Here is a 12,168-nt window from a genome sequence, read left to right as displayed (position 1 = left end):
CCTCTCTCTTTTCACCTCTCACCTCTCACCTTTCACCTATTGGCGCCCCCGGCGGCAATCCCGCCTGCTGTGTAGGTTTAGCCTTATCCGGTGCTTTCATTCTTTCCAGGGCATAGGCCAGATGGGCTTTTGATGAAGGATCTGTTGTTGTTTTCAATTCAGTTTCCAGCCAGTCTTTCAATTCTTTTAGAATGGCGAGTCCGCGTGCTCTTGCCGGCATGGATAAGGCCTCGTTCACTGACCAGCTCAACAGGTAGGTTAAAAGTACCTGTTCTGTCTGCTGTTGAATCATTGCTTCCAACCCGGATTTACGTTTAGCCTTAAACGTGGCAGTTATCAAAACCTCTGCCATTTCACCGGCTGATAAACCTCCCTGATGACCCTGAATTTCCATCCGGTTGATTCTGTCCGGATGAAAGAGAAAGGAAAAAGGCAGGTCCGCGGCAGTTTCTGCAGGTGAAAGCGGATCAAAATTCAATCCGCTCCGCTTACTGAATAATTCACGGGAACTGCTATATCCAGCCGGACGCGGTGGAATCAATTGGACAATTTTATCCGGAATAACCAATGCCTGCGGATCAATTGTTTTTATAATGGCATCCAGTGCTTTTAATTGATCAGCTTTTGGAACCAGTTTCATGGAGGGGGAGCCATCGCCTTTAACGGCATAGCTATACGAAATACCGCCAAGCATCTTTACTGCAGCTTCTACCTGATATCGATGGTAGAGATAAACCGGCACCAATACATCTTCCAGCATTGCCAAAGGCGTTCCGGTTCGAATGCTGTTGGTGCCAAAATTGGCCAGTGCTTTTGCTCTGACTTTCATCACGTGGTTCAGCTCTTCAACAGGGTTTGAACCATTATCCCACAAATGTGCCTGAGGATGGGAACCACCTGGTGAACGGGCATCCCGGTCAGCAATAAACTGAAGGCCTTTGGCAGCACCCTCTCTTAATAGTTTATCAAGCGCAGCAGATTCATTGGTGCCTTTTGGAAATTGCGCATATCCATAATTGATAGCAAGTTTATCCCACTCTCCTATTTTGGTATCATAGGCTTCACTAAGATCAAGCTCTCCGGATGAATTGAATTTCACCACGGGATGCGGATAATCCATTACGCTTGCCCGATTGTTTACGCTGGAAGCATAATTATGCATGATGCCCAGCGTATGACCTACTTCGTGAGCGGCCAATTGGCGAAGCCGGGCAAGGGCCATCGCCAGCATTTTATCATCTGCCGGAACACCATTTTCAAAAGGTGCCAGCAAGCCCTGTGCGATGAGATAATCCTGACGAACCCGGAGAGATCCGAGCGTAACATTTCCTTTGATGATTTCGCCAGTGCGGGGATCGGTTACGGAAGCTCCATAGCTCCATCCTCTGGTGCTGCGATGTACCCAATTGATCATATTATAACGGATATCCATAGGGTCTGCTCCGGCGGGTAAAAGTTCTACCCGAAAGGCTTCCTTAAAGCCGGCAGCAGTAAATGCCTGGTTCCACCAGCGGGCACCATCCAAAAGAGCAGAGCGAATCGGTTCTGGTGTACCGTTATCGAGATAATAAATAATCGGTTTTATAGGTTCACTGATAGCAGCACCGGGATTTTTCTTCTCCAAACGGTGGCGTCTGATAAAATACTTTTCAATTGGCTCTGATACCGGTGAACTATAGTCGTAATAGGAAATAGGGAAATAGCCGGCACGCGGATCAAAGGCTCTTGGCTTATAACCGGCATCGGGTAGTTCCACAAAGGAGTGATGCATTCGCAGGGTGATGGCATCACTGTTAGCAGCAACCGCACGAACCATTGGCCCTACTTCCCCATCATTATTTACCAGTGTAATGGTAGCATCCAACTCTGTATTCTTAGGAAAATTTTTAGTAGCCGTAAAATAGATGCCGCATCGTGTTTTATCCAGAACAAAATTTCCCTGTTTAGCAGATTTTATGCGGGCAGCCGCTTTCATTGCATCCCGCAATAAAAAATCAGTGGCATCAACAAGTAAAGAATTTCCGGTAGCTGCTTCTATTGTAAAACTCCAGATAATAGAAGAAGCAAAAGACTCTTCCACTGCTTTTTTCTCCAGTGCATCTGTGCTGTTGGCACGGTAATCATAATTCGGTTGATGGAGGAAAAGTTTTTTTCCATTGCGAACAAACCGAATCACCTGTTGTGATCCAAGCAGTCCCCGGTCAAGTCCGATATCATTGGAACCAAGGCCGGATGGAAGGGAAATACAATACAGGAGTTCCTGATTGGTTTGATTGATTTCCAACCATAATTTTCCATTCGCCTCATCAATAAAATAAGGTAGAAAGCCAACAACCTTTTCCCATCCTTTTGTTTTTTCTTCGATTGAGGGTAAAGACTGCGAAATAGAAAACAGTGGGAATAGCAGCAGCAAAACAATTCTCATATGTATCCGTGTTTGGATAAATATAAGGATACTATCAGAACATGTCGCGGTTGGATTTCCACCAGCGATAACCAATTATGCCCATTAATGCCAATGGGGTGGCAGCGAGGTAAATTATGCCTGAATTCAGGGCTTTGGCAGGTTTTTCGCCCATTTGCTGGGCAGTTTTGGTACAAATAGAACACTGGGCTTCCGCTGTAATGGAAAGCTGCAACAGGAACAAAGAAAACAGGGTCCATCTCACCAATCGCATAACACTAATTTTTGCAAAAATACTGAACCTTCTTCAATACGGGATAATTTGATGAACAATCAGGCAGAGAAGACTGCATTCATCTTTAAAAAAGTGGTGGTACCCAGATGCAGGGTAGAGCTAACCTGATAAGTACCGCTTGCATTTACGCTGTACTGGATTAGCAGATCAGTAGCCGGAAACTGACGGGGATCAATCACATGCAGAAATTTAACCTGGCTGCTGGAAATCAGTTGAACCGGTTTGTCCAATGCCTGTTCCAGTGTTTCCTGAATCAACTGAATCATACAAACCCCGGGTACAACAGGTTGTCCCGGAAAATGCCCCTTGAAAATAGGATGCTCTGCATTCCATAATAAACCGGCTTTAACCATACCATCACCCTTATCGAGGGTTTGCATGGTGAAAAAATCGCCCGTGAGTATCATCGATCTAATTTTTTGAGTGCTATGTTGAATTTGAAATTCAGGTGATTTATATAAATTGAATCCGGACTGCCTGGATTCTGATGGAAATATCTTAACTGCACTAATGGTTTTCTTGTAGAAGAAAGTTCTGCACCCATCAAATTTCGGCAACTCATATCTGTCAAATACCAGGCCTGTTTTTTCCCTTTTTCATAACCATGATAAAAATACAATTCGTTTGTACGTACCTTGAAGGGTATTTTTCCCCTTTCCTGCATTAATAACAACTCAAAATCCTGACGTAGCGCAGTTATTACTACTTTTTTGTTTAATCTTTTCAAGATATCAATCACTTTAAATTCACCATTTTCCATGAATTCAAAATCAAAGAATTTAACACCCATTTCTGTAGAGAAAACTACCCGCATAGACTTATCAGGCATTTCCTTTATCAGTAAAAGTCCACTTAGGGTATGATTGGTGATCGTCACCTGCGCTTTATATAACTCATTTCGGAATTGAGGTTGAAGTTTTGTCAAACAGTCATCCTTACCCGAAACAGGTTGCATAGAGCTATAAACCGAACGACAGGCAATAAAACCGAAACAAATTATTACCAGCCCTATTCGATTATTTCTGCTGAAAAAGCGCATCAGGGATTACTTGGTTTATTTCTTTGTTCTGGAAACTTATTAATGTAAAATCGCCCCCTTTCTCCATCATATTTATACTGGAAACTGCATAATCTTTTCGATCTATCCGAACCAGAATAGCGGAGAAAAACTCCTTCATTTCTTTGGTAACAGGTACCATTTCTACAAGATATTGTTGTTTGTTTTCAAAGGCTTTGACAGAAAAATCAGGATTAGAGAAAACCGTACCCTGTACGCAGTCTATGGTTAGCTGATTAATTTTTTGGAACAGCTTATTGGATCGTACAGCTACTTTGTTCTCTTTCTGACCATCTTTGATGTAAATATTTTTACCGTTAATGATCATGAGGTATTGAAAAGGATGCTGGTATTCCATCCGTACAAGATTATCTTTTTTGAACCAGAACTTTCCTTTTGAAAGAATTTTCTCCTCCAACAAACTAAGGTTTTTTTCCTGAGTAAAATCACAGCGAATGGAGTTCACCAGTACAGCTTTCTGTGTAAATGCGGTCTTAAATGCAACCAGGTCAGAAACAGGCGAAAAGCCCTTATGCTGGGCATGAACGCCAAATCCTGCCATTATAAATAAAAGAAAAACTATTTTACGCATATGCATTTTCGTTAATCAGTTGATCAATGGGTACAATTTCAACTCCTTTTTCTCTCACACCGGCAATAAAACGGGGCAGCAACCTGTCAGTTATAGCCATGGTGTCATGAAAAAGCACAATTGCCCCCGGCCTTACCTGCTTCAACAGTTTTTCCAAAAGGATGTTTTCATCTTTTGCCACTGTGTCCAAAGACCGGATATTCCAGCCAATGGTTGTCATCCCGGTTTTTTTAATTGCACTTGCCAGATTGGGATTGGTAACTCCATAGGGAGGCCGAAAAAAACGAACTGATTTTCCTGTTGCATTAAAAATCAATTCATTTGTTTCTTCCAATTCGCTTTGCATGCTGGACGCTGAATAAAGATCAAACATTGCATCGTGACTAAAACTATGATTCCCAATAATATGACCCTGTTTAACGATTTCTTTGGTTAATTCAGGAGATGCTTTAATGTTTTTGCCTATACAGAAAAAACAAGCCGGCACTTTTTCCCTTGCAAGGGTAACCAGAATTGATGATGTATACTGTGGCAGTGGACCATCATCAAAGCTGATTGCTATCTGAGGTTTATCATCTTTGCCATTGCATATAGCCCGTGTATAAAACTGTGAATCAATCCGGATACTACCCCAAACAAGTACAGACAGGTAAACCATCAGGATCGCCACATGAACCCACCAGGACTGGTCCAAAACAAGTACCGTTATCAAAAGAAGGATAACAAGTATGGAGCTGTTCTTAAAGCTCAGCATGACTTTAAAAGAATGAATGAATGATATCCCATGGAATCTGTCTGATAAATCAGTATTCGCTTTGGTGCATTCAGTTGTAAAGATCCGGCATCCACCTTACCAGTTTTCAACCAAAAGGCGCCGAGCCAACAGGCAAAGGCAGTTGCAGTTGGATAGGAACCGCAATATTGTTTATAATGAATAACCGGAATATCTTCTCCGATGAACCCATGAATCCTCGCATATTGGTCTGCGTTAACATCTCCTGATTCCATTCCCGACAACAACAGATCAATCCCATTCTGCTCTTCAGAAAGCTTTGTTGCAAATGCTGTAATCTCTTCCAGATCCGGTTGAAAGAGGGTATAAATCTGCTCTATCCGGGCCCAGGAAGCCGAATTGCTTTCTGATTGTACCAGAAAATAGGCCGCTCCTTCTCCACCCCACTGGTTTCGAAACTGAGCAAATCGTTCCAACAATGCGTAACTATAATCCGTCAATTCATCTGCAGCACCAACCAAAACGGATGAACCCGGATTTTCAGTTAACCATAGTCTGGCATCCATCAGTGATAACTCAAATGAATGCGACCTTTGTACGTACGTATTATTATAGGAATGGCATTTTAGCAATAAAGCTACCTGAGCGCCAACCGTATTATGGGTAGATTGTATAAATGCAGTAGGTGTCAGCATTTCCTCCTTGTTTTCTACCAGGCGCTTCAGGAAAATTCCGGTATCCTCCAGGCATCCATAAGCTGTTCCTGTCAGGATTGCATCGGGATCCTGAATTCCTGCCTGTTTAAGGGCATCCATTGCCGTGGCAACTCCCATCCGGATAATCCGGCTCATCCGTCGAATCAGCTTTTGATCAATCAAACTGCCGTAATCCGGTTCGGTCACTTTCCCTCTTTGGGTTAACACAGGTACAACGTTGACACCAGCTGAAACTGCATCAAAAACAGGAAGGGGCGATATGGCGGAAGCTCCGTTGATAAACATATCAGGTCAGCGAAAAAAATAAGGATGAACAATTTCCTCCGAAACCGAAGGAATTGGATAAAATAGAACGCAGGCCGGTAACCTGACGCAAACTTGTAACTACAACACCCGGATCATCTATAACAGGTTGTTGTATGCGTAAACAGGGAAACAATACCTGTTCTTCCAGTGAAACACAGGAATAAATTGCTTCCAGTCCCCCGCATGCTGCTAGTGTATGTCCGGTAAATGATTTGGTAGTACTCATTGCCGGATAGCGATTTCCAAACAATCGTTGAATGGCAATGCTTTCGGATGAATCATTGTTTTGTGTACCAGTACCATGCAGGTTGATATACCCTACTTCTTCAGGCGAAACACCCGCCATTTCAAGCGCGCCTTTCATTGCCAGGAAAGATCCGGTACCATCGGGAGAAGAGGCTGTCTGGTGATGTGCATCATTTGCATTGGCATAACCAGCCAGTTTAACTTTATATGATCCGCCCAATAATTTGGCAGTTTCATCCCCAACCAAAACAACAAATCCTGCTCCTTCACCCAGATTGAGTCCGCGCCTTTGTTTGTCAAAAGGCTGACAAAGTTGTTGATCCAGAATCATCAGGGTATTAAATCCGTTTAGGGTAAATTTTGATAAAGCATCCGTTCCTCCCGCAATAACAACATCCAACTGTCCCGCTTTCAATAGGCGGGCCCCCAGCATAATGGCGTTTGCCGAAGAGGAACAGGCGGTACTGATGGTATTCAGATAATCTTTCACCCCCAAACCAAGCGCAATTCGTTCGGTTGTTGCGCCAGCTTCATGTTGTTTTACAAACCGTAATTTGCCTGAAGCGGAATTATCAAGAAAGCCGGGAAAAAAATTTTCTGTGAGATCCATTCCGGCTACTGTGGTAGAAGAAATCAGTCCAATCCGCAAACGCCGGCCATTCATGTTTTGTCTGATGCGATTTCCCTCCCATAACCCTGCTTCCTGCAGCGCTTCCCGGGCTGCAATAAATCCAAGCAGGGATGTCCGGCTATTGGTGCCAGTCCATCCAGCCATTGCAGCCAATTCATCGTTATCTGCTTTTACCTCTCCGGCAGGAAAAGTTGTTGCATGCAAGGTATGCAGGTAACGGATGGGGCCGATTCCTGTTCTTCCCTCATGTAATGCTGAACTATTTTCCTGCACATTTTTACCAATACAGGAGATCGCACCTTTGCCTGCTATGTAAACCGCCTGCTGCATATCAGCCTGCTTGTGGAGTTTGATTGGCAATAATAAAATCAGCCATGGTATCTACCGACTGAAATACTTTTGGACCATCTTCTGCATTCGCCAGCTTAATCCGGTACTTCTGCTGCATTAGAACAATCAGCTCTAAGGCATCGATCGAGTCCAGCCCCAATCCTTCATTGAACAACGGATCAGCCGCCACAATATCAGACGGTTTCACCTGCAAATTCAATTGTTCAATTATCTGCTGTTTTAATTCTTCAACTAACTGATCCCTGTTCATGATGTAGATATTGATAAAGATTTTTACTTGTAAAAGGGATTGAATGTACTGAATCCTCCCGAACCCGGGAAACTCTGTACAGGGTTGCATTGTAGCTCTCTCCCAGAATGTCTGTCCAGCCTACGAGACAGGTATGGGTTGAGCCCTCTTCAAAAAGCCGGCTAATATAGTTTACCAGAAATTCTGCAGGAAACTCCTCATCAATAAAAAATGCCTGCTCTCCCTTAAAACCATGCCGGATGCTGATTTCTCCGGTTACTATATTAGGCAGGGTGTATACAAAAACAGCCGGACTCGGAATTCCGCCTAACTGCTCCACGAATTTTCGGTCAGTATCCAGACTGGAATGTCTGTTTGACAATACAATACCCAATTCAAACGGATCATACTCCCTGCTGTTAAAAGGCGAACTGAGTACCAGCTCTGCCGCTAGCATTCCCAGTTTGGAAAGCCGGTCCATTTTGTACCATTTTGGATAATTCAGGCCAATTTTGCTGTATAGTTCAGCTAAAAACTCATCCGCGGAAGCGCGCTGTTTCTCCAACAGTAATTCGCTGTTTCGGAAGGCCCGATTTTCACTGATCCTCGCCGCCGCATTAATCCAGTAAGCTGCCATTGACTGAGTACTCATGAACCTTCTTCCAACATTTGTTTTAATGTAAGTGTTCGGGCTAATTTTTTAACCTGTCGGAAATGTTCTTTTACGAAAGGATTCTCCTTATCCCAAACATATCCAGCCAAAACAGAACAAATCATGTTTTTAATTTCAGGCTGCTGGTTTTTGGAGAAGAAAATAGTATCCAGGGTGCCGTCGTACCAGCAATTCACATAAGTGCGGAAAGTATTCACACCCTGCATCATGTGTTCCATATATTCCTTATCCCAATCCACTTTTCCTCCCTGTAATGTACGGATTACCAGATGTGCTGCAGTTTGACTTGATACCGTTGCGAGCGTTACTCCGGATGAAAAAATTGGGTCAAGGAACTCGGTAACATTTCCTGTCAGCACAAAACCATCTCCATAAAATTTATCGCAGGTTGCTGACCATGATTCCAGAGACCGAACTTCAAATATTTTTTCAGCTCCCCTAAACCGATCAGCCAGATAGGGTTCAGCTTCCAATAACGCATTGTAAACCTCTTCGTTATTTCCACTGTAGTTTGCAAAAAAGGAAGGGTCGCCCACATATCCTACCGAAGTAATACCGGAAGAAAATGGAATTACCCAGATCCATACACCGGGTTTATGTGTAACAATGGTGATTCTATTGGGCTCATGCACCGCCATTCTTTTTTCGTCCTTCATATGACAAAACAGGGCTTTTCTGCCTGGAAGGGAAGAGGGGCGATCGAGTCCGAATAATTTTGGAATAACCCGTCCATATCCGCTTCCATCAACAATAAAGCGAGCACTGATGGTAGCGTTTTGGCCTTCTTTATCAACCACGGTGGTTATTGAATCTGAACCGGTAAAACGGATATCTGTTACCGTTGTTTCATAATGAATGGGAATATCCATCGCTTCACAGCAGTCGGCAAGTGTTTTATCCAATTCTGCCCTTGGCGCCTGCCAGGTCCAGGTCCATCCTTTTGTAAACTGATCACCAAATGAATAATCACAGATCATTCCATCCTTTACAAATTTCGCCCCAAATTTTTCCTGAAAAGATTTCTCCCGAACTGCATCCAGAAATCCAGCTTCCTCGAGTGCTTCCATACAGCGTGGCAATAAACTCTCCCCAATTACAAAACGGGGAAATTTCATTTTCTCCACGATGGTAACATTATAGCCGGCTTTTTTAATGATGGAGGCCGCAACAGTGCCAGAGGGACCAGCACCAATGACCAGGACATCTGTTTGAATATGCTTCACATTGATTGTTTTAGGATTGAAAAATGTGGATGATTAATGGTTAATTATTGTTTGCGGCAGATCAGGAGTGTATGCCCGCCTTCACCGATATGATCTATCTGCTCTTCGATTTTTAATCCCGCATCATAAATACATTTTTTGAAAACCTTCGAATCGTACATTTGGCTATTCCCATTTGCAAGAGCAGTAAAATAGAGCGATGTCATCTGAAGACTGAAGGCAGCTCCTTCGAATCGCTGACAATCCCAGAAATTTTCCAGAATAAAAACGTATCCGTTTTCGTCAATGGCATCATTACTGCGTTTAAGGATGGATGTTATTTCATCATCAGAAAAACAATCCAGAAACTGGCTCATCCAAACACCATCATGTCCTTTTGGAAATTGTTGCTTTTCATCCAGAATATTTACCGGATGAAACTGGATCCGATCTGCTAATCCAAGTGATTCAATTTTTTCTTTTGCCATGGATACCTGCCCTGGTAAATCCATAATTGTAACATAAATATCAGGAGCATACTGTGCGCAGGAAATACTCCATTTTCCGGTATTACCGCCGATATCAATAATTTTTTTTACTCCGGTAGCAAATACCATGGGTAACACCAAAGGAAAGGAACCATCAGAATAATAATGATCAAATTCAAACCAGCTTTTCTGAACCTGTTTTGGCAATTTGGAAAGTGCTTCATATATGGTAGTCCATTCACCAAAAACCTTTAATCCTTCCGGTTTACCGGTGGCGATGCTTTCTTCCAATTCAGCCAGCCCGTCATAACAAACATCATCAATGAAATTCATGTTCACATTGGTGAGAGGATCAGAGAGTAGGAAAAAGCCCATTTTGGTAATGCTGTACTTATCATCATTCAGCAGAAAAGCACCCATGCCCAAACCAGCTTCCATCAAAACCCGTGCTCCATAATGGGAAAGACCAGATTTGGCTGCTGCCTCTTCAATAGTTATTCCTGCTTTACCTGCATCTCTTATAGTTTGCAGCAGGCCATTTTTGCGCATGGCCTGTGCAGCCTGGAACATAACGGGGCCAAAGGCAACTCGTTGAGCAGCTTCTTTTGCTTCTACAGCTGTTAATCGGTCTTTGGAAAAATGATTCATAATAATTGAACTACTATATGGTTGTTTTAGAGAAGACCAGGGCTGCATTACATCCGCCAAAACCCGATCCTGTTTTTATAAAATGTTGGAGCGATTGATTTTTACTTAACTCTTTCGCTATGGTTACCGGAACTGTTACTCCATGGTTGCTGTATCCTTTGGATGGCAATATCCAGCCCCGATTCATGGCTTCAAGAGAGATAGCCGATTCAATGAGCCCGGCAGCTCCGAGTGTATGGCCGAAGCTGGCTTTAAGACTGAATGCAGGTACCTGGCTAAGTTCAGCCGCTAAAAAGGCTTTGGATTCCATTTCATCATTGTAAGGGGTTGCAGTTCCATGAGCTGAGATAAATCCAATTTTGTCTGCCTGAACACCTGCCTGCCGCATGGATCCACGGATGGCATGTGCCATTTCAGCACCGGTTCTGGATGGCCCGGAAATATGATTGGCATCATTGCTGGTTGCACCTCCACTTAATACCATTGTAACCGACGCTGCATGCTGCGTACTGAGAATTATCGTCGCAGCTCCCTCACCCAGATTTAATCCGTTTCTATCTTTATCAAAAGGCCGGCAAACAGCAGGACTCAATGCCTGAAAAGATTTAAATCCTGCCAAAATAAATGGACTGATACAATCAGCGCCCGCTACAACTGCATGCTTATAATGACCTGCCTGTAGTAATCGTTTGGCTACCAGTAAAGCCGTCATCCCGGAAATACATGCATTTGATACAATAAGGGGTCGGCTATGGTACTTCAAAACACCGGCCAGCATAATAGCCGAATGGTGTAAGCCAGCCAACTCAGCGGCATCGGTTCCGCCTTGTTTTAATTCTCCTATATTACCCTTTGTTGATGCTATAATCAGGACCGAATCTTTTTCTGCAAGATTAACCCCCGATTGCCTGACCACCTCGTTGATTGATTGTAGCAATAAGGATTCAAAGTTGGTGAAATTATTTCCCAACGGTGCCTTCATTGTAAGCCATTGTTCAGCACTGAATAAGGATCCACAAATTCCCTGGTCCTGAAAGAGCTGGTGCCGATTGTCAACAACTGCAGTTTTTCCTTCTGCAATAGCATCCAGATTGGCAGCCGTACCGCTTGCAAGCGGAGTCAGCACCTGGTGGGCAATTATATATACAGGAGGGACAGTCATCAGTCAACCGATGTTATGTATTTTTTCTTCCATGCCTCATAAAAAGGCGGGTTTATTAATTGTAAGGTATTTCCGGGATGATCCAAAAATACCTGAATGGTTGACCCCTTTGCAACCAGTTCTCTGGTAGCTGCATTATACAACCGATAATTAAACTGCAACTTGGCAGCATGGCAGGGAATATATTCCGTTTCAATAATCACCCGATCTCCGTATTTCAGTGATTTCTTGTAATCCGCATCAATTTTCACAATCGGTACGGAATAGCCCTGTTTATAAATATGCAGGTAACTAAGTTCGAATGCCTGGCCAAATGCTTCTCGGCCATCTTCGAAATAGCGCACATAGTGGCCATGCCAGACAATGCCCAGCGGATCTGCTTCATTAAAGCGTACGGCCAGTTCTGTTGTATATGAAAGGGATCCTTTATTCATA

The 12,168-nt window shown here is 43.4% G+C and carries 14 protein-coding genes; all 14 read right to left on the bottom strand.

The window, feature by feature from the left end; all coding sequences use genetic code 11:
• Positions 1-25: 25 nt before the first annotated feature.
• On the bottom strand, positions 26-2,425 hold the full coding sequence (locus B2746_RS22140; RefSeq protein ID WP_290799226.1) for a zinc-dependent metalloprotease: 2,400 nt from the start codon (positions 2,423-2,425) through the stop codon (positions 26-28).
• Positions 2,426-2,459: 34 nt separating this feature from the next.
• On the bottom strand, positions 2,460-2,678 hold the full coding sequence (locus tag B2746_RS22135; protein ID WP_290799224.1) for a hypothetical protein: 219 nt from the start codon (positions 2,676-2,678) through the stop codon (positions 2,460-2,462).
• Between the two features lie 59 nt (positions 2,679-2,737).
• Positions 2,738-3,106: a 3-hydroxyacyl-ACP dehydratase gene (locus B2746_RS22130; protein WP_290799222.1), complete on the bottom strand. Its 369-nt coding sequence runs from the start codon at positions 3,104-3,106 to the stop codon at positions 2,738-2,740.
• Positions 3,103-3,624 carry a hypothetical protein gene (locus tag B2746_RS22125; protein ID WP_290799220.1) on the bottom strand — a complete coding sequence of 174 codons (522 nt, stop codon included), beginning with the start codon at positions 3,622-3,624 and terminating at the stop codon, positions 3,103-3,105. Before B2746_RS22125 ends, B2746_RS22130 begins: the two co-directional genes overlap by 4 nt.
• A 91-nt stretch (positions 3,625-3,715) precedes the next feature.
• Positions 3,716-4,348: a LolA family protein gene (locus tag B2746_RS22120; protein ID WP_290799219.1), complete on the bottom strand. Its 633-nt coding sequence runs from the start codon at positions 4,346-4,348 to the stop codon at positions 3,716-3,718.
• Entirely contained in the window at positions 4,341-5,102 is a 762-nt protein-coding gene (locus B2746_RS22115; protein WP_290799218.1) for a polysaccharide deacetylase family protein, read from the bottom strand. The genes B2746_RS22120 and B2746_RS22115 overlap by 8 nt, the downstream gene beginning before the upstream one ends.
• Positions 5,096-6,082 carry a beta-ketoacyl synthase chain length factor gene (locus B2746_RS22110; protein ID WP_290799216.1) on the bottom strand — a complete coding sequence of 329 codons (987 nt, stop codon included), beginning with the start codon at positions 6,080-6,082 and terminating at the stop codon, positions 5,096-5,098. The genes B2746_RS22115 and B2746_RS22110 overlap by 7 nt, the downstream gene beginning before the upstream one ends.
• A 1-nt stretch (position 6,083) precedes the next feature.
• Positions 6,084-7,310: a beta-ketoacyl-[acyl-carrier-protein] synthase family protein gene (locus B2746_RS22105; RefSeq protein ID WP_290799215.1), complete on the bottom strand. Its 1,227-nt coding sequence runs from the start codon at positions 7,308-7,310 to the stop codon at positions 6,084-6,086.
• A 1-nt stretch (position 7,311) separates the two neighbouring features.
• Positions 7,312-7,581 carry a phosphopantetheine-binding protein gene (locus tag B2746_RS22100; protein WP_290799213.1) on the bottom strand — a complete coding sequence of 90 codons (270 nt, stop codon included), beginning with the start codon at positions 7,579-7,581 and terminating at the stop codon, positions 7,312-7,314.
• The gene (locus B2746_RS22095) at positions 7,559-8,212 is read right to left on the bottom strand and encodes a hypothetical protein (RefSeq protein ID WP_290799211.1); all 654 of its coding nucleotides are present in this window, start codon (positions 8,210-8,212) and stop codon (positions 7,559-7,561) included. The genes B2746_RS22100 and B2746_RS22095 overlap by 23 nt, the downstream gene beginning before the upstream one ends.
• Positions 8,209-9,456: an NAD(P)/FAD-dependent oxidoreductase gene (locus B2746_RS22090; RefSeq protein WP_290799210.1), complete on the bottom strand. Its 1,248-nt coding sequence runs from the start codon at positions 9,454-9,456 to the stop codon at positions 8,209-8,211. Before B2746_RS22090 ends, B2746_RS22095 begins: the two co-directional genes overlap by 4 nt.
• A gap of 44 nt (positions 9,457-9,500) precedes the next feature.
• Positions 9,501-10,571 carry a methyltransferase gene (locus tag B2746_RS22085; RefSeq protein WP_290799209.1) on the bottom strand — a complete coding sequence of 357 codons (1,071 nt, stop codon included), beginning with the start codon at positions 10,569-10,571 and terminating at the stop codon, positions 9,501-9,503.
• Between the two features lie 13 nt (positions 10,572-10,584).
• Entirely contained in the window at positions 10,585-11,733 is a 1,149-nt protein-coding gene (locus B2746_RS22080) for a beta-ketoacyl-[acyl-carrier-protein] synthase family protein (RefSeq protein WP_290799208.1), read from the bottom strand.
• Positions 11,733-12,167 carry an acyl-CoA thioesterase gene (locus B2746_RS22075; protein ID WP_290799206.1) on the bottom strand — a complete coding sequence of 145 codons (435 nt, stop codon included), beginning with the start codon at positions 12,165-12,167 and terminating at the stop codon, positions 11,733-11,735. The genes B2746_RS22080 and B2746_RS22075 overlap by 1 nt, the downstream gene beginning before the upstream one ends.
• Position 12,168 lies beyond the last annotated feature (1 nt).

This window comes from Flavihumibacter sp. UBA7668 (genome assembly GCF_002483205.1).
In the GTDB taxonomy this organism is placed as follows: domain Bacteria; phylum Bacteroidota; class Bacteroidia; order Chitinophagales; family Chitinophagaceae; genus Flavihumibacter.
This window is presented reverse-complemented; position numbering and strand designations above follow the sequence as displayed.